This is a genomic window from Peptococcaceae bacterium, from assembly GCA_024655825.1.
In the GTDB taxonomy this organism is placed as follows: Bacteria; Bacillota; Peptococcia; order DRI-13; family PHAD01; genus JANLFJ01.
In genome coordinates, this window is sequence record JANLFJ010000002.1 from 36,977 (window position 1) to 60,106 (window position 23,130).

At 49.4% G+C, this 23,130-nt stretch carries 19 protein-coding genes; 3 read left to right on the forward strand and 16 right to left on the reverse strand.

Features of this window, described 5'->3' with window-relative positions:
- Positions 1-3 precede the first annotated feature (3 nt).
- Positions 4-1,446 (reverse strand): sodium:solute symporter family protein, encoded by a 1,443-nt coding sequence (locus NUV48_01115; GenBank protein ID MCR4440737.1) that lies wholly within the window; start codon positions 1,444-1,446, stop codon positions 4-6.
- A gap of 291 nt (positions 1,447-1,737) precedes the next feature.
- Between NUV48_01115 and NUV48_01120 the strand changes: the two genes are divergently transcribed.
- The gene (locus tag NUV48_01120; protein MCR4440738.1) at positions 1,738-2,505 is read left to right on the forward strand and encodes a GntR family transcriptional regulator; all 768 of its coding nucleotides are present in this window, start codon (positions 1,738-1,740) and stop codon (positions 2,503-2,505) included.
- Between the two features lie 24 nt (positions 2,506-2,529).
- Here NUV48_01120 and NUV48_01125 read toward each other — a convergent pair whose 3' ends face one another.
- The 15 genes from NUV48_01125 to NUV48_01195 all read right to left on the reverse strand — a co-directional run bounded on the left by NUV48_01125 (position 2,530) and on the right by NUV48_01195 (position 19,843).
- The gene (locus NUV48_01125; protein ID MCR4440739.1) at positions 2,530-3,171 is read right to left on the reverse strand and encodes a lactate utilization protein; all 642 of its coding nucleotides are present in this window, start codon (positions 3,169-3,171) and stop codon (positions 2,530-2,532) included.
- Positions 3,172-3,196: 25 nt separating this feature from the next.
- Complete coding sequence (locus tag NUV48_01130) at positions 3,197-4,282, reverse strand: AbrB family transcriptional regulator (GenBank protein ID MCR4440740.1); 1,086 nt, start codon at positions 4,280-4,282, stop codon at positions 3,197-3,199.
- Between the two features lie 31 nt (positions 4,283-4,313).
- Positions 4,314-5,687 carry an MmgE/PrpD family protein gene (locus NUV48_01135; protein MCR4440741.1) on the reverse strand — a complete coding sequence of 458 codons (1,374 nt, stop codon included), beginning with the start codon at positions 5,685-5,687 and terminating at the stop codon, positions 4,314-4,316.
- A gap of 44 nt (positions 5,688-5,731) precedes the next feature.
- Positions 5,732-6,886: a 3-methylitaconate isomerase gene (locus NUV48_01140; GenBank protein ID MCR4440742.1), complete on the reverse strand. Its 1,155-nt coding sequence runs from the start codon at positions 6,884-6,886 to the stop codon at positions 5,732-5,734.
- Between the two features lie 16 nt (positions 6,887-6,902).
- On the reverse strand, positions 6,903-7,436 hold the full coding sequence (locus NUV48_01145) for a 3-isopropylmalate dehydratase (GenBank protein MCR4440743.1): 534 nt from the start codon (positions 7,434-7,436) through the stop codon (positions 6,903-6,905).
- 5 nt (positions 7,437-7,441) lie between these two features.
- Positions 7,442-8,701 (reverse strand): 3-isopropylmalate dehydratase large subunit, encoded by a 1,260-nt coding sequence (locus tag NUV48_01150; GenBank protein ID MCR4440744.1) that lies wholly within the window; start codon positions 8,699-8,701, stop codon positions 7,442-7,444.
- A 14-nt stretch (positions 8,702-8,715) separates the two neighbouring features.
- Positions 8,716-9,654, reverse strand: a complete 939-nt coding sequence (locus NUV48_01155) for an oxaloacetate decarboxylase (GenBank protein MCR4440745.1) — start codon at positions 9,652-9,654, stop codon at positions 8,716-8,718.
- Between the two features lie 118 nt (positions 9,655-9,772).
- A complete protein-coding gene (locus tag NUV48_01160) occupies positions 9,773-10,951 on the reverse strand; it encodes an iron-containing alcohol dehydrogenase (protein ID MCR4440746.1) in 1,179 nt (392 codons plus the stop codon).
- Between the two features lie 24 nt (positions 10,952-10,975).
- A complete protein-coding gene (locus NUV48_01165; protein MCR4440747.1) occupies positions 10,976-12,871 on the reverse strand; it encodes an aldehyde ferredoxin oxidoreductase family protein in 1,896 nt (631 codons plus the stop codon).
- A gap of 71 nt (positions 12,872-12,942) precedes the next feature.
- Positions 12,943-13,470 carry a C-GCAxxG-C-C family protein gene (locus NUV48_01170; protein MCR4440748.1) on the reverse strand — a complete coding sequence of 176 codons (528 nt, stop codon included), beginning with the start codon at positions 13,468-13,470 and terminating at the stop codon, positions 12,943-12,945.
- A gap of 48 nt (positions 13,471-13,518) precedes the next feature.
- Positions 13,519-15,507 carry a TRAP transporter fused permease subunit gene (locus NUV48_01175; GenBank protein ID MCR4440749.1) on the reverse strand — a complete coding sequence of 663 codons (1,989 nt, stop codon included), beginning with the start codon at positions 15,505-15,507 and terminating at the stop codon, positions 13,519-13,521.
- Between the two features lie 119 nt (positions 15,508-15,626).
- Positions 15,627-16,727 carry an ABC transporter substrate-binding protein gene (locus tag NUV48_01180; protein ID MCR4440750.1) on the reverse strand — a complete coding sequence of 367 codons (1,101 nt, stop codon included), beginning with the start codon at positions 16,725-16,727 and terminating at the stop codon, positions 15,627-15,629.
- A gap of 516 nt (positions 16,728-17,243) precedes the next feature.
- A complete protein-coding gene (locus NUV48_01185) occupies positions 17,244-19,142 on the reverse strand; it encodes a sigma 54-interacting transcriptional regulator (protein MCR4440751.1) in 1,899 nt (632 codons plus the stop codon).
- Between the two features lie 110 nt (positions 19,143-19,252).
- Positions 19,253-19,516 carry a MoaD/ThiS family protein gene (locus tag NUV48_01190; GenBank protein ID MCR4440752.1) on the reverse strand — a complete coding sequence of 88 codons (264 nt, stop codon included), beginning with the start codon at positions 19,514-19,516 and terminating at the stop codon, positions 19,253-19,255.
- Positions 19,517-19,591: 75 nt separating this feature from the next.
- Entirely contained in the window at positions 19,592-19,843 is a 252-nt protein-coding gene (locus NUV48_01195; GenBank protein MCR4440753.1) for a hypothetical protein, read from the reverse strand.
- 324 nt (positions 19,844-20,167) lie between these two features.
- Between NUV48_01195 and NUV48_01200 the strand changes: the two genes are divergently transcribed.
- Both NUV48_01200 and NUV48_01205 read left to right on the forward strand, forming a co-directional pair.
- A complete protein-coding gene (locus tag NUV48_01200) occupies positions 20,168-20,776 on the forward strand; it encodes an aromatic acid exporter family protein (protein MCR4440754.1) in 609 nt (202 codons plus the stop codon).
- A 216-nt stretch (positions 20,777-20,992) separates the two neighbouring features.
- Positions 20,993-23,101 (forward strand): hypothetical protein, encoded by a 2,109-nt coding sequence (locus NUV48_01205; GenBank protein ID MCR4440755.1) that lies wholly within the window; start codon positions 20,993-20,995, stop codon positions 23,099-23,101.
- The last annotated feature ends 29 nt before the right edge of the window (positions 23,102-23,130 follow it).

Genomic DNA, 23,130 nt, shown 5'->3' on the forward strand with positions numbered 1-23,130 from the left:
AACTTAATAACTCTTGTTTCCCTTGTTCTTAATAGGCGCCGTTCTTACAAAATGGAGTTCTCCTTTTTTCCGTCCTGTGATCATACTTAAAACCACCGTGCTTACTGCGGCAACCGCTACGGAGGCATAAGTCTCAGAGAGGCCCGGCACCGGATAATACCCATAAATGGCGTTGTATGCTACCCAGAAAAACCCAACCAGGCTTGTCACAATCATCGCCCAAAGAGCGCCTTTGGGCGTTGTCCTGCGCCAATATATCCCCAAAAGCAGAACCACGAACAGCGACCCGCGTATGGTATAGGCAAAATAAACCATGTCCAGTATTCTTGCGCCGCCATAAAGAAAGACGGCCAAAAAGATGCACACTGCACCTGCCATCCCGGTCATGAGCCTTGAAACGAACAGCAGCTCCCTGTCGGTCGCAGCTGGTTTAATGATCCGCTGGTAGATGTCCTTGGTAATCATTGTCCCGGAGGCCAGGATGATGGGTGAGACCGTAGAAAGGATGGCCGCCATTATCGAAGCCAGCACAATACCTCCGGCAACCGGCTGCAAATTCATCATCAGGACCGGCAGGGCGAGTTTCGCATTGGCCAGCTGCGGGAACTGCGCTTTGGCCGCCATTCCCAGCAGTGCTGTCAGGATTCCGAAAGGAGCAACCGCCAGGGCCGTGATAAAAGCCGCCTTCCTGGCCACATTTACGTCTCTGGCGGCCAAAATAGGTTGAATACCGGCTTGAGCGGTACAGGCCCCCAAGATGGAAGCGATCACCCAGGAAGCCACTTTGGCCTTCCCTATGCTGAACCAGTTGAAATAAGGTTCTGTGGGCAGCGCCGCAACAAGACCGCCAATTCCGCCGCTCCCGGTCCCCACCAGGACAATTGCAAGTATCACGCCGCCGTACATGGCCATAAGGTGCATGATATTCGTGTATCCTACCGCATTCATGCCTCCCGCCAGGGTATAGATGATAAACCCCAGGCCCAGGACAACAACGGCTGTCTCGTACCTCAATCCCAGCACGGTTACCCCAAGGGTCCCGGCGGCAATGACCTGCGCTGTGCCAACTGCGATCATGACAAAAGTTAAGAGTATGCTGGACACAACCCTGGCTTCTACCCCGATATACTTCTCAATAATCCCTGGTATCGTAACCGTTTCCAGGCTCCTGTAGAGTTTGGCAAACAAGACGGCCAAAAAAACGATGCCTATACCGTTGGCAATTGTGTACCATGCCCCTGAAAGACCGAACATATAGCCGTATTCGGACACTCCCGTAGTGGACGTTCCACCCAGCCACTCTCCGGTCCCCGCGGCAACGCACATCAAGACCCCAAGCCCCGCGCCATGAAAAGAACCGGCCGAGGTAGATTTGCCCCTGGCCATTAGGCCGATAAACACTGTTAAAACAAAATAGCCAAGAATAATCAGCAGCTGAATCGTCAAAGCTTTTATCCCCTCCACATATTTGTTATATCATGTTATATCTTGTTATGTTATCTATATTATACTTCCATCTTTCCTCCCGTGTAAATACTTAATATATTTTTTTTAAATTATACATTACATTTATCTGATTATAAACTTTAACCGCCGTTTATAGCTTAAATCTTTTTACCTTCAGCTAACTTACAGTCGTTAGAGCAACTCTTGCGAAAGGTTTAGTAAAGTGGTATTGTAATAAGCGAAGTGGTTATGATCTCTCATCACCCATAAACACAAAAAGGAACAAGGAGGGTGTTAAAACTGGAACACGAACTGCAAAACAATTCGCTTCCTCTCTACCTGCAATTGAAAAATATCATTTCGGGCCAAATAAAAGACGGTGTGCTCAAGCCTGGAGAAAAACTGCCCTCAGAAAGAGAACTCTGTGAAAGATACGGGGTCAGCCGCATAACTGTGCGGCAGGCCTTGAACGAATTAAGCAATGAGGGTTTGATTGACCGTTCCCACGGCAAGGGCACATTTGTCTCCCGGACGAAGGTGGAACAGGACCTCTACTCCATAACTCCCTTCCAGCACTTTATCCTCAGCAAAGGGATGAAGCCGCGAACCATGTACATAGAAGGCAAAGTGATACCCAACTCCTATCATCTCAGCAAAATACTGAATGTTCCGCTTTCGGAAAACCTGGTGGAAATGGCCCTCCTGGGGCTGGGCGATGATATGCCCATGTCCTTTTATACCAGTTTTTTCAGCTACGAACTCGGCATCAAGATGCAAGAACTGGCCCAGAGAGCCGCAAGCGAAAACCGTTCTTTCACAACATTTGACCTGTACAAAGAAATACCCCAGATCACTCTGGGGGTAATAAACCAGACTTTTGAGGCCTCGATTGCCGATGCGTACATTTCCAACATCTTAAAAATTAAAAAGGGAAATCCCATTCTCATTGCCGAATCCATAATCTATTCCCACGATGACCGTCCCCTGGAGTATAAAACTACTATCTACCGGGGAGACAAGTACAAATTCTCCCTGATTCGCAAGCCCGGCAGCGAATAGCGGACTTAATAAAGGTCTACCGACCTAGTAGCCCAGTTCTTCACCAACAATGAGCACGTTGATGTTTGACCGCGGGGGGTTCTTCCTTATTATGGTGGTAATATTGCATATCCGGGTGCCGTTCGGGCAATCCTGGCATATGCCGCTTTGGGTGCAAGGATTAGGCTTATTCATTCGTTTGTTGTTCAACGGCGCCACGTACATTTCTATCCTTTCCAAAGCGGCTTCGATGTCTTTAACAACTTTATTGATCCCCGCTATGACAACTACCTTTCGTGGACCAAAAGCCATTGCTCCAACACGGTTGCCGGTACTGTCCACGTTTACCAGCTTGCCGTCCAGGGTCACAGCATTGGTGCTGCATAAAAAGCAGTCACAGGTCAACTGACGGTGACGAATCAAAATATCTTCTTCCGGTTTAAACCCGGGTAGAGTTGCGTCCAAAATTTCCCTGCCTTCCTTTTCCAGCTGCTCAATGATCCCCAGTTCCCTTATTGTCATAGAACCGCCAACGCCTATGCTGCGGCTGTCGCCAATTATGGCGAAGGCTCTTTGCCGGGCTTCTTCCTTGGTGGCGACATATTCGGCATGAAAATTATTCTTCCTGAGCGCTTCTGCAACCTTTCGGCCAACAACCTCAGAATACCATTGTTTAGGGGTTTGCATGTCACTTCACTCCCATTTTAATAATTTACATTAATTTAACGATAAACGGAATTAATATTTTGATAGTCAGGAGCCTGGTCAAATGCAGCAGCGTAACCTCCAGCGGCTTGGCGCCAAGTTCATAAGCCAGAATGGTCATTGGCGTGAATCCAGATGGAGCTGCCGCTATCAGACAGGCCGTATTATCCCATCCGGTCGTTTTTTTAATAACCCAAGCCATAATTAATGATGTGGATAATACAAAAAAAGAAAGAACAGAAATAGGTACTAGCATTTCACGGAAAAGAAAAATTGTTTCATGAGTGATATTGAAACCTATCATTACTCCTATGCCAATCTGCATAATTCTATGGACAGGCACCGGGGGAGTTTCCAGCGGAACCCCTCCAAGAGATACCGCTGATACTGCAAACAAGGCCCCCAGCATCCCTCCGGCCGGCAAGGATAAAAACTCCCCCAGCAGGCCCCCGGCGACAGCGACGGCAACAGCGAAAATGACCCTCCCGGATTTTAATTTGGTCAAGTCTTTTATAATAAATTTTAGGTAAGCGTATGAAAACTGTTCTTTATAACAACTATAGATACGGTCCTTCAAGCTCGGGCGAACGGTTTGTTTTTTCCCGCCGGTCTTGCTTCGCCTTGCTAAAAAGGGAAATATGAGCAAAGTCAGCATTAACCTGTACACCTGAAGAAAAGAAACGCTGCCCACATCGGCTCCAACGGATAAGGCCACAATGCTCATTTCAGCAAGTCCAGCCGGGCTTGCCCCTAAAACAGCAGTGCTGATATCCATTCCGGTAATGAGCGAAAGCAGATAACCCACCCCCAGCCCAATGCTTAAAGCCCATAACGACATAAACCCGGCGGGCAAAATTATCTTTTTGATCTCGTTATAAACACCGGGGGTAATCTTTGCTCCGACAAACAGTCCCAAAAGCATTTGCATTATAATATTAAACTGCGGAGGCGGGGGCGACACGGGAATAACGCCCAGCAGATTTGCCGTGCCAACTATGGCGAGCGTCCCCAGTAATGCAGGCGCCGGCAAAGAAAAGACGAAAAACGCCAAATAACCAATAGAGCCTAAGAGCATTAGAAAAGCTATATTCATTACCGCCAATGGAGGTCCTCTCTTTTCTGAATCAGTTGACAAGCAGCTCCATAAGCCGGGATACGTCTTCCAGCTCCTCGATTCTTTCAATCGCTTCAACTAGCCGGAAGATATTTTTTTCGGGCATTAATCCGGAAGCGCACTCGAAAAATTTCTGGCAAATGATATCCCAACCCACCGGCATTTCAGGCGAACCCTTCAAAACATAAATGGTCTTTTCAAGCCTTGTCCCGTCTTTAAGAAAAACTTCCACCCGGGCGCCCCTTTTACCCGGAAACATCCTGTTGACTTCCTCGTCTACCGTTACTTCAACCAGCCGGGCTGTTTTCTTTAAATCCGGATCGGATAAATACCTTGGTTCCAGGTGCCGCATGCCGACTGATCCTTCCCGTAAAACAACCGCGCTGATGAAAGGTATGCTGAAACGCGCTCTCGCGGAATCTTCCGGCTCATAAATGTGCCCGGTCAGGTTCATTGCAACCTCATGGGTCCCCACGGCCACCCTGGATACATCTTCCGCCGAAAAACCGCATTCTTCCTTCAGGGCGGCAATGCTTTCGATGACCGGGTGGATGTGGCGGCAGGTGGGATAAAGCTTGGTATATGTATCGACAATTTCAAACCTTTTGCCCAGGTCCCCGGCAGCGCTTACACAATCCACTTCTTCCGACATGGTGTTGAAAATGCCGTATTGCCCTTCTAAGATGGACCTGGGACCGACCAGACCCTCTTTGGCCAGCCAGGCGGAAACAATGCCGGCAAAAGCGGCATGACCAACCATCACGCACTTGGAAGCCTGACCGGAAAGGGTTGCCTCCATCAGGCCCGCTGCCTGCATCCCCGAAAGCCCAAGCGCGGCTGCAGTTTGTTTATCATCAAGACCCAGCAGACTGGCGGCTGCCGCGGCCGCGCCAAACGTCCCGCAGGTGGCGCTGGGATGGAACCCCTTTTTGATCTGGGCGGGATTAACGCTTCGCGCGATACGGTAAACGATATCATACCCAAGAACGATTGAAGCGAGAACATCCTTGCCGGTAGAGCGCAGCGCTTCGCCTACGGCGAGAGCGGCCGGCACAACCACCGTACCGGCATGAACTCCCGCGTTTTTATGCCCGTCGTCCAATTCCACCGCATGGCCGAAAGCGGAATTAACCATGGCGGCGGCAGGGCAGGATAAACGTTCGCTTCGCCCAATGACCGTCGAAAAACCCATAGCTACGTCTTTTAAGCCTTTGACCAGTTCGGCGCCATATTCCCAGCCGCGTGAACCCGCTATGCAGGCCGCCATGATGTCCAGAACGCGCTCCTTTGTATAGGAGGCTATATTTGCCGGAATATCGTCAAAATCCGTGCCGGCAACAAAACCCGCCAGTTTCTCCGAGAGGCTCATTCCCGGATCATCCATCAAAAACCCCTCCAATACCGCATTGTTAAAAGCACCTGGTACGTTTACTTCTGAATGTATACCCATCCTTCCATTATGCGCCTTGCGGTCCGGCTGAACGTGGCACTTTTCACGCGAGACACCCCGTCTGTTTCTTCCAGCCGGGCTTCAACCGTCATTATCCCAAAGGGGTGTCCGATGCGAAGCCTTTTCACTTTATTTCCCAGCCTGGGGCTTACTATCTCGTTTATGACCGTGCCGGGTATATTCGCGGCCGTTATCGTACACACCGCGCCTGTCCCCATATAAGCATGGATGATTTTGCCCATGGAAAAGAGCCGGCCGACTATGTCGATTTGCTCCGGGCCAACAACTCTTCCCGTAGCGTCCGTATATTCTGCCGGTGCAGCATAAAAGCCTATCTTGGGAAGAGTGGGACTAAGAGTAGCCGCTTTGGAACGATCTTCAACCATCCCGATCATCTCCGCCGCCGTTCCTCTTATTTTTTCAGCCAATGCCATGATCCGTTTCGCGTCCGCTTTTCTTTCCACTTCCCAGGGCAGTTCCGTACCCTTAAGCCCCAATTCCTCGGCCCTGATAAAGACGATCGGGTTTGCCGCGTCAACAATGGATATGTTATATTTTGCTCCCTCAATTTCCACCACTTGCTGGGGAACTCCCGTGGGAAGCAGCTTGCCTGTCGCCGCCCCGCCAGGGTCTTCAAACTCAAGGTCAATTTTGGCTCCTGTGCCCGGCACTCCGTGGATCTCATAATCCCCTTTGGTCACGGCTTTCCCGTCCTTCACCGGAACATGGGCTACAATTATTTTTTTAGTGTTCGTATTGAAAATCCTTACAACCGTTACCGGTTCCACTGCTTTAACCAGCCCTTCGTCAACGGCAAAAGGCCCTACGGCGGAAGAGATGTTGCCGCAGTTCATTTCTTTGCCGACCAAAGGAAGGTCCAGGCTGACCTGGCCGAAAGTGTAATCTATATCGGCATCAGGCCTCTTGCTCACGCCGATAACAGCAACCTTGCTTGTTGACGAATTTGCTCCTCCCAACCCGTCGATCTGGCGAATGTCCGGGCTCCCGAAAGCTTTCAGGATCACGCTGTCCCGCTCTTTTATATCTGACGGCAAATCGTTTTCATGGAAAAATACCGCTTTGCTGGTTCCCCCGCGCATAATCACACATCTCACTCTTTCCTGATCGTACATGGAAACCGAGGCCTCCTTAAATACTGTTATTGTTTTGCTCTTTGGCCAGCTGTTCAAAGACACCCGGACCATACTTCTTTAAACACTGGACCATCCCGCCTTCCCGGATTATTTTCATCATGAAACCGGGAGGAGGAGTAACCCTGATGACAACCCCCCTGGTAATGTTTTCCACGCTCGAAAAATCCGGCGCTACTTTTATATAGTCTCCCTCTTTGATCGCCGTTGTATCGCAGGTCAGCACCGGCAAACCCAGGTTCACCGAATTACGATAAAAAATCCGGGCGAAAGATTTGGCCAAAACGGCTGAAATACCGGCCAGCTTGATGACAAGAGGCGCGTATTCCCGTGATGAACCGCAGCCGAAATTTTCATCGGCCACAATAAACCCGCCGCTTTTTATCTCGTCATAAAAGCCGGGCCTGATGTCTTCCATAATGTGCCTGGCCAGGTCATTCCAGTCCAGAGTCTTTGCCCTGTGCCTGCTGCCCATAATGTAATCGGTGTTTATATCCCGGCCGAACCTGTATGAAATCCCTTGCAGTTCCATCTGTTCTAAACCTCCATCAACGTTCTGGGGTCCGTAATTCTTCCCATTATAACGCTTGCCGCTACAGTAAGCGGGGAAGCGAGGTATATGCTGGCCTTAGCGTTGCCCATCCTGCCCTTAAAATTGCGGTTCGCTGTGGAGATGACATTTTCCCCGTCGCCGGGGATTCCTCCGTGTCCTCCCACGCACGGGCCGCAGCCGGGCGGGAGTACCATGGCCCCGGCTTCAACCATGGTTTCAATGATCCCTCTCTTTATCGTCTCGAGCAGAACTGACCTTGAGGCGGGCACTACCAGGAGCCTTGTGTTTTTGGCCACTTTTTTCCCTCTCAGAAGGTCTGCCGCCGCCTGCAAATCCTCCAGCCTCCCGTTCGTGCATGTGCCAATCACCCCTTGCGATATGGGCACATTCTCCATTTCAGAAACCGGCATTACGTTTTCAACCGTATGAGGGCACGCCACCTGCGGGGTGATTTCGAAAAGGTCGTACCGCAGTCTTTGGCTGTATGCGGCATCCGGATCTGGAAGGTAGCTGCTGTAATCAGTGATTCCCCTTTCATCCAGCCACTGCGCTGCCGTTTCGTCTGTCTCCATTAGGCAGGCCTTAGCGCCCATTTCTATTCCCATATTGCAGACAGTAAACCTTGCATCCATCGACAAGCTGGAGATTCCCGGGCCGCCGATTTCAAGGGCCATGTATGTAGCGCCGTCGGCCCCAAGATCTTTGGCCATTTTGAGAACCAGGTCCTTGGACATGACCCCTTTGGAAAATGCTCCTTCCAGATCAACGCGGATCGTTTCAGGCACCTTGAGCCATGTTTTTCCCGTAGCCAAGACAATAGCCGCATCCGTTGACCCCATTCCCGTAGCAAACGCGCCAATGGCGCCATATGTGCATGTGTGTGAATCTGTCCCGATCACGACGGTGCCCGGCCTCACCCTGCCCTTTTCAGGGAGGATCTGATGACATATTCCTTCGCCCGCCTCAAAAATCTCTATTCCCATTTCCCTGGCAAATTCTCTCAAACCATCCTGCATCCTCGAATATGTCTCTGCCGGGCTGGGTACAAAATGATCCATCACTATTGATACATCACTGGCGCGGCATACTTTATCAACCCCCGCTTCCCTTAAAGCCTCAACAGCGAGAGGCCCGGTGGCATCATGGAGCATGACCCGGCTCACAGGTGTTATCGTCAAGTCGCCGGCCTTTACCTCACCACCTGTAACGGCTGAAAGCAGCTTCTCCGCAATAGTCCGGCCCATCGAGTTTATACCCCCTATCTCCCCAGCGCCTTTTCCTCACGCAGTTTTTCTACCGTTCCATACTTCGTTTTAATAATCTCTTCGGGCAAAAACATTTCTTCCAGCTCCCTTATTTCCTGCAGGCCTATTAATTTGTTAAATTCACTAAAGGGAATAATTTTATCGTCCAGATTAGCATTGGTTCCCTCCTTCATAAGCTGGGTGACCCCTTCAACAATCCCTTTCGCGGCTGCGTACACAGTCATCACCGGTACGCTGCACCTCGCGTAGCCCATCTCTTCCAGCTCCTTGAAGGTTACAAGGGGTGTCCTTCCGCCATCCAGCATATTGGCGCTCAAGAGTATTCCCTTAGGTACCAGTTTATCGGCATAATATTTCAGTTCTTCGACGGATTGGGGCGCTTCCAGAAAAATCAGGTCGGCACCCGCCTCCCAGTATGCCTCCGCCCGGCGGATCACTTCCTCCGGGCCGAATACGGCCCGGGCGTCGGTACGGGCGTTGATCACGAAATCAGGGTCTCGCCGCGCCCACACTGCGGCTTTGATTTTGATCACCATTTCCTCAAGCGGTATAACTTCCTTCCCCGACATATGCCCGCAGCGTTTTGGCCAGACCTGGTCTTCCAGGTTAATGCCCGCAGCGCCTATTGTTTCAAATTCCCTCACCGTCCTGATGACATTGATGGCATTCCCGTACCCCGTGTCCCCGTCGGCCATTACCGGTATATCGACGCTGTTAACAATATTTTTCGTGTGCTCGAGCACTTCGCCGAAAGTCAACAAACCGACATCAGGTTTTCCCAACAGGCAGGCCGAAAAACCGTAACCGGAGCACTGAATCGCTTTAAACCCGGCCTTTTCAATGATTTTTGCCGAAAGGCAATCATAGGCCCCCGGCATCACAAGGATTTCCCGGGCTTTCAATAGTTCTTTGAGCTGAGTGGTTTTTTTCATGTATATTACCTCTCTTTGCAGAATTACTGGAATTTCTTTAAAAATAAAATGCATCCGCAGAATTAAACTTAGCGCCGATCCCTTGTTTCATTAGTCACTGGAAGAATAATTGCAATAATTACATATAAGCGTCTTTGAGAATATTAATAAAGTCTTCTTTTGTTGTTTGGCGCGGATTAATATATTGATAATGTTTTTCATACGCTTTTAAGCAGTCTTCAGCCAAAGGTTCGAAAACATCTTCTGAACAATTAAAATCCTTGAGCTTTTTACGCATATCGACATCAATACAGAGTTTCTCTATGGCTTTTATAGCTTTTTCGCCTGCTTCGTATTCGTTTATTCCCCGAATATCCTCTCCCATTGCTTGAGCAACTTGTGCATATTTCTCAGGGCAGGCAGGAAGGTTGAAACGGGCTACAGAAGTGAGCAATATGGCGTTTGAAAGACCATGACTCAAATGAAGCGTTGGCCCCAGATGCCTTCCTATGCAGTGTACATTGCCGGTGCCTGTTGTAGTGTAAGCCATACCGCCCATAGTGTTGGCGGCAAGCATATTTGTTGCCGCATATGCATTTTTCCGGTTAGCATACAAAGCGCGCAAATTGCTGCTGATAAGTCTTATCCCTTGAAGAGAAAGAGCTTCAGTATGAGGATTTGCTTTTAAAGAAATAAACGATTCGAAAGCATGAGTAAAAGCATCTATCCCGGCTTCAGCCACTACTTTGGGAGGGCAGCTTTCCAGGCTTTGGGGATCAAGAATTGCTATTTTGGGACAATTCAATTCTTTATGGCCTATCGTAAATTTAAAATTTCTTTCTTCATCGGTAATTACAGCTATAGAATTGACCTCGGAAGAGGTGCCGGCTGTTGTAGGTATGGCAATCAAAGGCACGGGAGGAATTTTGAACACCTCGTACCCAGCATAATCCTGGGGCTTACCACCGTTTGTCGCCATGACTCCAGCAGCTTTAGCCGTATCAATACAACTGCCTCCACCCACCGCGATCAACAGGTCACATTTTTCTTTTAAAATCATATTACACGCCTTCATAACCACTTCAACTGGAGCTTCTGGCAGAACCCCGTCAAAAATCACATATTGCGAATTGGATTCTTCGATGTGCCGGATGCATTTTTGATAAATATCCGTTTTCTTAACATTCTTACCGGATATTAACAATATTTTATTGGGTTTTATATTTATCAATTCCTCAGTAAGCTTTCTGATGCTGTTATAACCCATTATAATTCTCGTATGTGTTTCATATGTGGTAATATTGAACGGATAATTCATAAAACACCCCTTCTTTCCATCATGTCATCTTATTTTTTCGCAAACCCAATCCAGGTCAAGCTCATTCAACCTTGATTCCTTTGGCTTACCGTCCTCATCCCAGCCGGCAAGCTCATAGAACGTAGCCAGCGCCCGTTTATACGCGGCTTCGTCAATAACCTTTCCGTTGGTACCCCCGCCAACCAGCGGTTCGTACATGCGCGGCGGCAGCATATCATCCTCTTTAGTTAACCCGGCGGCAATATTAAAGGCGCGCATCATCTGCAGGCGGCGCTCGCCCAGCTGGACCAGTTCCCAGAGACTTGTTTCCCAGCCGGTAATGGCATCGACCGCGGCAACCAGTTCATTAAAATCGAGCGCGCGGGCAGGTGCCATGCAGAACAGGCAGATGTCCAGGCTGCTGTACACGCTGAAAATGAGATGCGTTTGATAAAAGAACTTCACCTTTTTGGGTCCCAGGTCATCCATCTCAAGCGGTTCATATATGCCCAAAGGCTTAAGTCTCTCTGTAACCAGAGCCGGAGCGGACGGTGAATTGATGCCGTCATGCAGGCTGGACATGTGGTCTGCGCCGATGGGCGTCAGGCCGTACGCCAAGGAGAGCGATTTTTTCACGCGCGGTTCATGGGCCGGGAATTCCACACCTTTGCAATGGACGGCAAATTTTTGAGCTTTCGGCCCCAGTTTTTCCGCCATTCTCTTCACGCCTTCCGCCAGCAGATCTCCAATCCCCTCGCGTTTCGCAATTTTTTCGACAAGCGGCAGCAGCGCTTTGCTGTTCCCGAACCTCAGCTCGATGCCGTCCGTATCCTCCAGCGAAAGTATCCCGTTTTCATAGCACTCCATGGCGAAGGCAATCGAAGCCCCCGCAGAAATGGTATCCAGCGAATACTTATTGCACAATTCGTTGGCCTTGCAAACGGCGTACAAGTCGGAAATTCCGGTATAAGAACCGAGTGCCGCAAGGGATTCGTATTCCGGGCCGCCGTATCGCGGATCGATTTCATACGGCTTGTCGGATTTAACGCTTTTTTTGCATAGCACGGGGCAGGCGAAACACCCCTCGTCTCCGGCAGCGATGGTCTCCTTTATCTTCGCCCTGCTGATTTCCTCCGCTTTCTCAAAATAACCTGTTTTCCAGTTGTATGTCGGCAACTGGAACGTCTGATTCTGTGAACTGACCAGCCTGCTGGTGCCGTTCTCGCGAAGTCCCCTGCTGCCGGGATAATCCATAAATTTACTCGCAAAACTCCGGGCAATCGCTTTTACCGCCTCGGGAGCCGCCGCTTCGGGGAAAAGATTTCCCCGGACGGCAAGGGCTTTCAAGTTTTTTGAACCCATTACCGCCCCGTGCCCGCCTCGCCCGTTAATATGTTTAAGTTCGTTAACCACGCAGGCGTAACGCACCATGTTTTCACCGGCAGGCCCGATACCAAGAACACGGATCCTGTCATCGTTATTCTCTTGGCGGATCAGGTCCTGGGCTTCGCCGGTCACCTTGCCCCACAGGTGGGAAGCGTCTTTGAGTTCAGCACGGCCATTGTTTATCCATAAATAAACCGGATGCGGCGCTCTACCCTGGACGACAACAGCATCAAAGCCCGCCGCTTTGAGTTCCCTGGCCCAGAACCCTCCTGCTTCACTGTCGGCAACACCGCCGGTTAGCGGAGAAACGCTGGTTATGGAATGGCGTGTAAACCCGGCTATGGGAAACCCTGAGACAATGCTGCCGCCGAAAACAATCACGTTTTCAGGCTCAAACGCATCGGTCCCCGGTTTTACGTTTTGCCAAACATAATACGCTCCCAGCGCCCCGCCGCCCATATAGCGGCGGAAAAACAGCTCGTCCTTTTCTTCCGTCCATATCTCGCTTTTGCTTAGATTTACCCTCAATATTTTGCCGTGATAACCATAAGGCATAAATCTTACACCTCTCTTTGACGCTTCAGTATGCTTTTGACAGAATCAGCGTTTAAGTTTCTCATTGTCACTCACAGCTGTTTTTCATCTTCAAGCAGGAACTGGGCAGCAATACGCGCTGCAGTCTCCGGAGGAACACGACACTTTTTTCTGCCCCCATCCTTAATAAACTGCTTGCGTTCTTCCGGAATAATGGTGTCGTAGTCTCTACCCATTAGCAGCGGTCGGATAACACCGCACATTGTGCTGCCGAATTCCTCCTTGAAGGCTTCATAATACCGATAGGCTTTCAGCCGACACTCGTTGTACTTCTCAATCGCCTCCGGAGTATCCCCCATGGGGTCAAAAATATTCTCTCTGCCATATGCAAGGCCCAACGCCATCAGTCCGCCAAGCAGCGCGCCGCAGGTCTCTTTATGGCTCGCAACACCTGGAAAAAAGGCTGCTGCTTTTAATAATTCCTGGCCGCCAGGAAGGCCAAACTCTTCCTGCAGCGCCGCCAAGGTTCCCTGCGCGCAGTTTCCGGATAATTCTTCATAGTCTCCGGCCTTTTGCGAAACCCTTCTGATTCTCTCTTTTTTACGGTCATTAAATGCCAAGATACCTTACCTCCTCAATCATTAATCACTTGCATTAATCGCTTGACCCTATAATTCCTTTTTTTCTGAAATGTCCTTAAACTTAAACACCCCAAGTTTTCTTATCCCTGCCACGACCAACAAAAACGCCGCCGCGGAAAGAACAATATTAACATGCAAAGGGTATTGATATACCATCATCGATAACCCCAAGGCAACCAAGAGTATGTTGGGAATTTTTTTCATCCCCCTGAATTCCACAAATAGCCCCATTGAAATTAAGAACATGGCCGATAACATAAAGAGAAACACTACATAATCCAAACGCAGGATGGACGGGAAATTTAAGAACACCAGCGGCATTAGTATCAACCCCTGGGCCATCTTCAGGCTTGTTACGGCTGACTTTACAAAACTGCCCTGAGCTAATTTTGCCGCAATTGCGCAGGCCGGGGCAATCGGAGGGGTGATCGGCGCTAAAGCCGAACCGTAAAATACGATAAAATGCGCCGTTAAGGGATCAATTCCGATTTGTCTAAAGGCTATCACCACTATTGACGCCACCAACAAATAGGTTGCCAGTCCGGAAACCGCCATGCCCAACAACACGCATAAAACCACAGTCACCAAAAGCAGCAGATACGGTTCGCCGTGGGCTACTCTTACCAGTTCGGCTCCCAGCTTGTAAAGAAGCCCTGTCCGCAAGAGCGTGCTCGAAATTATGCCGAGAGCCGCCCCCAATAAGATAACTTCGGAAACGCTTTTCCCGGCTTCATTGAGAGCGTTAATGCCGCCTTTAATAAATCCTTTTAAGTTCTCCTTAGATTTAGCCCAAACATCCCCTCCTTGAGGGTTTTTGATATAAGAAACAAGCAGCGGGATGAATAATTTAAGCAAATAAAATATATAGAATGAGACAATGGTGTTTACCCCGGCGACGAGGATGCTCGCCCCTGTCAAAAGATAGTACATAAGGACAATGATGGAGGCAAGTATGCACCACAAAATAAGCGGGTCATATAGTTTCTCCATTTCTTTCATTTGCTTTTCGATTAGCTGCTCATCTTTTTTTACCAGCCCCAGCGCTTCTTTTCGCATTTGGCGAAGCCTTATCCAGTGCGTATTTAAAAAAGTGGTAAAATAAAACACCAGCGCGGGAAGAATGCCGGCAGCAATTATGTTGAGGTAACTGGTCCCCAGCAGTTCAGCCATGATGAAAGCCGCCGCTCCCATAATCGGAGGCATTATTGCTCCCCCGGTGGAAGCAACCGTTTCCACGCTCGCCGCATCTTCCGGTTTCATCCCTCTCATTTTCATCATGGGGATGGTAAACGTCCCGGTGCCGGCCACGTTCGCGATTGCGCTTCCAGAAAAAGACCCGAACATCATACTTGACACCGTGGCTACCTGCGGGAAAAACACCTCGTGTTTTCCAAGCAGTCTGATGAAAAATGCAATCATGCTTTCCAGTCCGCCAAAACCGCGAACTACCGCCGCAAAGATAACAAAAATACCTACGTACGTAGCCATTGCCTGGGTAAGCGGCCCCCAAATCCCCGCCAAATCCAGGCTAATAGAAGCCACAAACCTTACAAAACCAATTTTTCCAATCGTAAACGGTTGCGGCAAATACTGTCCAAAAGCCACCAATAAAAACGGCGAGCAAATCACTATGCCAAAAATCACTCCTAGGGTTTTAAACGCCAGGTAAATAACGAGGGGTATGGTAATGTATATAAAGAAATAGTCCAGTGTGGTGTAATTTGATACCCTGAATTGCATCATTTCGTAAATCTCCATCCAGTAATAAACGGCTGAGATGAACATTATTAGAGATATGGTCCAGATGATAATCGTTATCAAGCGGTTGTGCTTAATTTTCTTTTCGTTGTAATAGAGATTTAGCAGCGTTACAATCAGCGCTATTGGCAGTATAGTAGCAGTAAACTTGGCGCTTGTGCAAAAAAAGGTCAGTGCAAATAATATCGTGAAAACTGTTAAGGAACAACTTAAAATAGTTATTATTGTTTTCGCTTGATTATTGCTTATTCTTGCCATTGATTGTCTCCCCCCTCTTATAAGCGAATAAATCACACCTCACATAAAACCAGGGAGGAGCCTTCAATATGCCTTTCAACCAAACAACCGCCATATATTGAAGGCTCCTTCTGAATTGTTTACTGGTTTACTTCGCCTACGAGCCAGTTGTCATGCCACACTTTTTGCTCTTTCAGCCATTTGGCAAACCCCGGATGAATTGGTATGCCCGCCTTGGCCGCTACCTCGATATGCCTTTCCTGGACTCCCAGGGCATCCTCCGCCCAAATGCAGTGAGCCGGGTGTACCTCTCCAACCTCTTTTCTGTGTTCATAAAGAGCTACCATTATTTCGTAAACGGCCTGTTCCGGAAGGTCCGGTGAAAAGACCCAGTACGTTCCCAGGACCGGTGACCAGCTCGTCTCTGGTCCTTTCAGCTTTGTGGAAAACTTTTTCAGGCTCAATGGCGCTGCAGCTACTCCCTCCACCTTGCTGGCGATCAATTCAGCGTCTTCTTTAGAAAAGGGCACTACCTTCGCATCCAATCTCATCTCCAGTTCTGTCATCCATGAAGGAACGCCTACGCTGGACAGCACATATCCCCAAGTGGCGTCGATCATCCCATTCTTCAGGGCATCGCTGATCGCACTCATTTCCACATAAACCATTTGGACAGGTAAATCAAGCTTTTCATGAATCATCTTGGATACCACTTCAGTAACATATCCCGGCAGTGTGGGGCAAACCTTTTTTCCCTTCAGGTCCCATATGCTTTTCAAATCGTCCCTGTCCGCCCTTGCCAGCAACACATTCTGGTGTTCCCAAAGACAAGGACCAAGCAGCGCTTTATTTTGCTTGGGAATGGGGTCTTTGGCAAAATTTCCTGTATCTTTCCAGAGTTCTACCATCTGGGGAATGTTTGAATAGGTGCCTTCACCTTCGCGCGACTGGATCGCTCTAAAACCGGCATATGGCCCTGCTGACGGAATCGTAGTAACGTCCTTCCAGATTTCTGGTTTGTGGTTTCTGATAATTCCAGTTATTGCCGACATCGAAACATAGGTCATACCGGACTCGCCAGCAGAAAACATTCTAAGAGAATACGGTCCTGCCTGGGCTTTGGCCGGCTGTCCTTCTGATTTGGTTCCTTCCGGCCCTTTTGTACTGCATCCCGCAAAAAGCATTAGAATCACCGATAAAACTAAAATCAATGAAATCAGAGATAATCTGGATTTTCTCACCCTTTTATCCCCCTTTAAATTTGGATTTTTTTCTTTGTTTATTTAAATTTCATTTCTGCTATTTTTCATGTATCACTCCTTTCTGCCGTGTATCTCTCTTTCCATACATTTCTTACCATCCCCTTTTTACGCTATTTCATAATTATTTTTAAAACCATGAAATGTTTTTATCATAATACTTTTTATTTTATATACAATAGAGGTTGGTATTATGATAACACATAACAATTATTAAGACATTTTATATCCTACGCAAGTATCGTGCCAATCAGCAGCTCCCTTGATTTCGCTGCTTTCTCTGGATTACATGTTTTCAAATGTTGCAGTATTACCACATGCAAGCTGGCTGCCTTTATTTTGCCGAAGTTTATGCGTTTCCTCTTTGCAACGCTCGGCTGCGTCTTTGACGCCCGTACAAAAGCGGCGTAAAGTGTACTCCATAACTTTGCGCCGCTTTGTGAAACACGCCCGCGATTGAGGCAAACGATTTTGAATTTCGAGCATCGAAACTCGAAATTACTGCTTTAATTTCCGCCATAAAGTGGTGCGATCTATCCCTAGCATTTTGGCGATTTCCTGTTTTTCCAGGCCGCTTTCGATCAGGGTCTCAATCAGGTTCTTTTCAAAATGCAGCCCTATTTTTTTAATATCGAGACCCTTTATATCAATGGCGTTAATCTTTTGATTTTTTTGCGGGATCAAGTCCTCCATGTCTTTAACGCCTATTTCCTTTTTCTGCATTATCACCATGTTTTCCGCGACATTTTTTAATTCCCTGACATTGCCCGGCCAGTTGTAGGAAAGGAGTATTTCTTTAACCCCTTCGCTTATTTTAGGTACATTCAGCTTATACTCGCGGGCAATGGCGCTGACAAAGTGTTCCAGCAGCAGCAAAATATCCTTCTTTCTCTCTCTCAGCGGCGGGATAACCAGCTTCAAAACATTAAGCCTGTAATACAGGTCCTCCCTGAACTGCTGTTTTTTTACCAGATCGATGAGGGGTTGGTTGGTAGCCGCAATAACCCGGACATCTACGGGAATGATTTTGTCGTCCCCCAGCCGCATAACCTCTTTTTCCTCGATAACCCTTAACAGGCCCAGCTGCAGTTTGGTCGTTATCCCGCTGATCTCATCAAGGAAAATCGTCCCTCCGTGGGCCAGTTCAAAAACCCCCGCCTTCCCTTCTTTTTTGGCGCCAGTGAAAGCGCCTTCCGAATAGCCGAACAGCATGCTTTCAAGAAGGCTTTCGGTCAGCGCGGAACAGTTTATGGCCACAAAGGGGCCGTTTTTCCTTTTACTGTTGTTATGGATGCTTTGGGCTATCATCTCTTTGCCGCTTCCGGTTTCGCCTTCGATTAAAACAAATGAGTCAAAGCGGCTTATGGTCTTGGCTTTTTCAATTGTTTCCTTCATTTTGGGACTCTGATGAACTATATCGTCAAAAACAACTTTGGCCTGCAAGCCGCGTTTCCGCATCTTTTCCCTGAGTCCCTGTTCCAGCTCCTTTATTTTGGTGATGTCCTTCAGGGTGATTACGCAGCCGAAAGTATCGCCTTTATAAACAAGCGGCACCTTGTTTACCACAATCGTTTTCCTGTTAAGCTCAATTAATTCGTTTAATCTCTCCTCCGGTTTTTTCAACAGGTTCCTAATCTCATGCGGGCAAGACACATCCTCGAGTTTATGCCCTATCAAACCCCTGTTCTCCAGGTCCAGTATGTCGATGGCGTTGGTATTGCACACTGTTATCCTGCCTTGTTCGTCAGTCGACATGATTCCTTCAAACGTGTAGTTCATTATTGCCTGAAACAACGAACTTTTCTTTCTTTCCTGGCTTTTGATCTGCAGAACATTAGCCGCCTGTTTAAGCGCTTCTTTGACACTCTCCCTGCTGGATTCGATAATCACCCCCTTGAGCCCGTGTGACTCGGCCAGCTGGCAGGACCCAACCCCGCCCACAATACACCTGAATCCTTTGTCCTTGGCCGTTAATATTGCGGACTCAATGTCTTTTTTAGTATCACATACATACATTTCCAGGGAACTTTTAAAAATATGGCGAAGGTCATTTACCTGGGATATTTGCTGCAGCAGGTTGTTGTACCCGACCACACAAATCTTCTCTCCTAATTCTTCGGCCCGCAATATCGCCTTAATAATATCGAAGCCGGTAAGAGGAATATCAACAACCGATATATCGCTGCTGAGGCTCCTCAACGCTTCAGCAGTGCCACCCCTGGCGACAATCACCTCCACTTCTTCAAATTTTGCCAGTTCAAGCCCTTTTTCTACCAGGCCTTCGAATACCTGGACGTTCAGCCCCAAGTTTTTGGCCTCGAATTGAATATCTTCCACCATTTTGGGATACGGAGCAATAAAATAAATTGAAGTTTTCGGGTTAGTCGTTTGTTCCACAGCCCGAACACCTCCTTATTTCCAGGCGAATAGTTTTGTACCTCGGGAATAAAAAAGCTGCTGCCAACACAGCAACTCTTTATTGTCAGTCCACATGAACCGCAGAAGTTTCAGCCGCCCTCCATCAGGGGCAGCAGTAATATCTCTTCGCCGGGTGATATTTCTTTGTTCAGGGCTTCCCTGTGTTCCAGCAGCCTGCCGTTATAACAAACCATCAGTCCTTCCAGCTCCCTGTAAAGCGTTTCAATGCCTTCCTGCTCCCGGGCCAGCTCATAGAGTTTTTTTATGCTGACAGGACCTTCAACCCGCACGACAATTTGTTTTTTTCCGGCGCTAACACACAGCTCATCTACAAAATTAATTGTAACGCGCATATAAACCCTTCTCTGAAAATATACAGGTTTGGCAGTATTATTTTATCACGTTTTTTAAAAAAAATCAGCCGCCCGTTAATGCGTGACGAATTCGCACTCGTGGCTGCCGACATGGGAATAAAAAACTCCTTTTTCTATCCAGGACGGTTTAATAACCGGCTCTTTTGTCACCGTGGCCGTGACAAAGGCATCAGCGCCGGCGACAGCGTCAAGAGCCGATTCAACTGCCTCAATTTTTTTGCCGGTCCATTCCCCCATTTCCCTGGCAAACGCAGAAGCCCTGTTATTATCCAGTCGGAACGCAGCTGCCTCAATACTTCGCGGCATTCCAGTGCTCCGCCGGTCCTACCGGGGTGAAGAACGACAACCTGGTTTTCCTGTAACAGGCAGCAGAGCTGCTGCATAATCTCACGGTGAGCAAAAGCCGGAGTCACCACCATAATAAGCCTGGCCTGCCCCCGCCCCACTAATCCACGCGCCTCATCCTGCAGAAGCAAACAGTTCTTAATCTGGTCATCCGCACCGGGCATCATGTTCCCACCTTTTAACCGGAATCACCTGAATCTTTAACTAAAGTATAACAAAATTTAAAACACCAAAACATGATTTATAATTGCGACCAGACAGATTTACTCTGGATAGGAGAAAACCATGTTTGCCGGAGCAAGAATAATCAAGACAGGCCTGGCTGTTGCCCTGAGCCTGTTTATATGCGATTATTTCAACATTCAGCCGTCCCTTTTCGCCGGAGCCGCCACCGTGCTGAACATGCAGCCTTCGGTGGAGCTGAGCCTTTACAACGCCAAGGAACAGTTGCTGGTTCATTCCCTTTCCGTTTGCGTAGCCATCCTGCTGGGGCTGACCATCGGCACCAACCCCCTGAGCATGGGTATTGCGACCATTATCATCATCCAGTTGTGCCAGGTTTTCAAATGGCGGGGCGGCGTCTCCGCCGGAGTTATGGCCGCCATATTCGTCCTGGCTTCGCCTCATGCGGAGTTTCTCAACCACGCGCTGGTCCGGTCGCTGGCCATCTTTGTCGGGGTCAGCGTGGCCCTGGTGGTCAATTTGACGATTGCTCCTCCCCGGTATCGCCAGCCTTTGCAAAAAAAGCTGGTCGAGTTAAACATCCATGTTTCCCGGCTTTTTTATGAAGCCGTGCAGGCTTTCCTCCGCCTGTCGTTGCCCACGCCGGAGGAAAAGGAAGCCATGACCAAGAAAACAGAAGACCTCTTCCGGGGAAACCCAGCGCCTTTATGACCTGTACCGGTTCGACATCGGCCCTCATGCTGAAAAGCAGGAAAACAGGCAAGAGGCTGTCATCCGGTACTTTAACGAATACCTGGCCTATAACAAAGGGCTCTGGCAAAGAACGCGCGACGTACTCTTCCTACTTGAGTCTTGTTTCTATAAAGAAGGAAATAATCAGTATTTATCGAATTATCCCGACAGAGATATCTCGAAGGAGTGTCGAGGATGATTCGGGTGCAGATGCTCGGTCGCTTCGCTATTTACACACCGGATGGAGAGGTTAGCCTTCCCACCGCCAAGGTGCGTGCCCTGGCGGCCTACCTGTTCTGGCAGCAGGGACGCTGGGTTCGGCGCGAGTTGCTGCGAGGTATGCTCTGGGGGGATATTGGTGAAGAACGCGCGGCGGGGAATTTAAGGACCGCCCTTCATTTATTGCGACGTTCCCTTGCCGGTGTGGACGCTGGCAACGAGCTTCTGGAGGTGAGACGCGATATTGTAAGGATTTCTCCCCGCCCTGACTGCCAACTTGACGCCCATGAGTTTGAAAAAAAGGCCTGGGCTGGCTTGGAAAAAGACACGCTCGAGGTCGAGCACCTGATGGCGGCTGCTTATTTTTACCGGGGGGGATTTCTGGAGGACCTGGACGTAGAATGGTGTCTCCCAGAACGCCGGCGTCTTGCCGATTTACACCTTGCCGTACTACGTTCGCTGGTGGAGCGGCTGGTCGGGCTGAACCTTCACGAAGCTGCCGCATCCTATGCTTCCCGGTGGTTGGCTGTAGATCCGCTGGATGAAGCGGCACACCAGTCACTGATGCGCATTTATGCTGCCCTTGGCGAGCCGGGTCGGGTCGTGGAGCAGTATGAACAGTGCCGTCAGGCGCTGGAAAAAGAGCTGGGCATAGCCCCGAGCGAGTCCACCAGGCGCCTGCTGCAGGAACTATCCCCTGCGGTTAAGGAGCGGACGGAAAGGTCTCATCATAAATATACCAAACAACGCGCGCAGAGCAGCTTTCGTTTTTTATCCGCCCGTCAGACCTCGGATATTTTATCCGACGGGAAAAAGCTATCCCAAGACCCGTTGCGCAACGCCCGGCTGCTCCTGGTCTCCGGCGAGGCGTTAGCCTTGCTGGGGGAAACGGCGGGCGGAATCAAATCACTGGAAAAAGCCCTCACCCTCTACGAACGATATAGCGGCCCGGCTGCCAGGGCCCGCCTAATACTGGGGGAAGCGCTGATCTGGCTTTCCATTCCTCTTACTCCCAAAATGGAAAGCTCGTTTCGCGAAAAAGGGCTCCGCTACATCGAGCAAGCCCTGGAATATTACCGTGTCAACGGCCCCCCTGCGGATCTGGGGCGCGCCCTGCAGTTGGGTTCTCAGGCTTGCTGGGTAGTTGGCCTGAACAGCCGGGCTGTTGCGCTGGCCGAAGAAGGTCTGGCCTTGGTCACAGCTCTTGGCGATCGGGAGGCGGAAGCTCGCCTGGCAGCCCTACTGGCCATGTCGCTTCGCGAGAAATATCGCCTGGCTGAAGCGCTGGCAGCTTTTGACCGCGCTGTCAAGAACGTGCCGTACATGAGCACTCCCTGGGAAGTGCTCTGGATTATTTTCCAGCGGGGTATCCTTTCCTACATTATTGGCGACCTGGCAAAGGCAGAATCCTTCCTGCGTGAAGCTCTGGCGCTCTGCCGGATGACAGCCTTTCCTTCGCTGATGATCAAGATTGGTGAATGTATGACACGCTCCATGATGATCGTACTCCTCCACTACCAGGACAAACCCGGGAAAATGGACGAATTTCTCAAACCGGAAATGGGTAAATACAACCCGGAACCCTTCATCTATTTAAATCAGTTGTTTGCCGCGGGGGAGGACCGACGGTCCCTTTTGCCCGGGGTGGAAGGATGGTTGCGAGCACGCATGTTCAGGCTGCCTAGCCCCATGATCGCCTGCACCATCCGCTGTGTGGCAGAGGAAATGCTGGCGGCGGGTCTGTTTAAAGAGGCAGCCCGCTGGGCTGGAGTGGGAGTGCGCCTGGCCAGGGTTCGTGAATGGGGCGCTATTGAGGCGTTATTTTATAGCCACCGGGCTGTGGCCTTGCTCAAACTGGGACGATCCGGCGCGGCGGAGGTCTGCAGGCGGCGAGCTTCAGAAATGGCTGATCCGATTGATCGGTGGGTTCCAGCTTGGCTGGCCCGGGTCGACGGTTTAATGGCCTTACGGCAAGGCGACAAGGCAGCATCTAAACGGCACCTGACGCGGAGCAGGCGCCTTTTTCTACAGAACGGCAGCCGCTACGATGCCCGGCAGGTGGAAAATGACCTGAAGAGGATTTAAAATAAAAAGAATATCAACAAAAAATGTCA

Coding starts and splice junctions, on each gene's coding strand:
- NUV48_01125 (MCR4440739.1), bottom strand. CDS start 3,171: ATGCAAACCCCTAAACAATGGTATTCTGAGGTTGTTGGCCGAAAGGTT.
- NUV48_01130 (MCR4440740.1), bottom strand. CDS start 4,282: ATGAATATAGCTTTTCTAATGCTCTTAGGCTCTATTGGTTATTTGGCG.
- NUV48_01135 (MCR4440741.1), bottom strand. CDS start 5,687: ATGGATGATCCGGGAATGAGCCTCTCGGAGAAACTGGCGGGTTTTGTT.
- NUV48_01140 (MCR4440742.1), bottom strand. CDS start 6,886: ATGTACGATCAGGAAAGAGTGAGATGTGTGATTATGCGCGGGGGAACC.
- NUV48_01145 (MCR4440743.1), bottom strand. CDS start 7,436: ATGGAACTGCAAGGGATTTCATACAGGTTCGGCCGGGATATAAACACC.
- NUV48_01150 (MCR4440744.1), bottom strand. CDS start 8,701: ATGGGCCGGACTATTGCGGAGAAGCTGCTTTCAGCCGTTACAGGTGGT.
- NUV48_01155 (MCR4440745.1), bottom strand. CDS start 9,654: ATGAAAAAAACCACTCAGCTCAAAGAACTATTGAAAGCCCGGGAAATC.
- NUV48_01160 (MCR4440746.1), bottom strand. CDS start 10,951: ATGAATTATCCGTTCAATATTACCACATATGAAACACATACGAGAATT.
- NUV48_01165 (MCR4440747.1), bottom strand. CDS start 12,871: ATGCCTTATGGTTATCACGGCAAAATATTGAGGGTAAATCTAAGCAAA.
- NUV48_01175 (MCR4440749.1), bottom strand. CDS start 15,507: ATGGCAAGAATAAGCAATAATCAAGCGAAAACAATAATAACTATTTTA.
- NUV48_01190 (MCR4440752.1), bottom strand. CDS start 19,516: ATGCGCGTTACAATTAATTTTGTAGATGAGCTGTGTGTTAGCGCCGGA.
- NUV48_01195 (MCR4440753.1), bottom strand. CDS start 19,843: ATGCCGCGAAGTATTGAGGCAGCTGCGTTCCGACTGGATAATAACAGG.
- NUV48_01200 (MCR4440754.1), top strand. CDS start 20,168: ATGTTTGCCGGAGCAAGAATAATCAAGACAGGCCTGGCTGTTGCCCTG.
- NUV48_01205 (MCR4440755.1), top strand. CDS start 20,993: ATGATTCGGGTGCAGATGCTCGGTCGCTTCGCTATTTACACACCGGAT.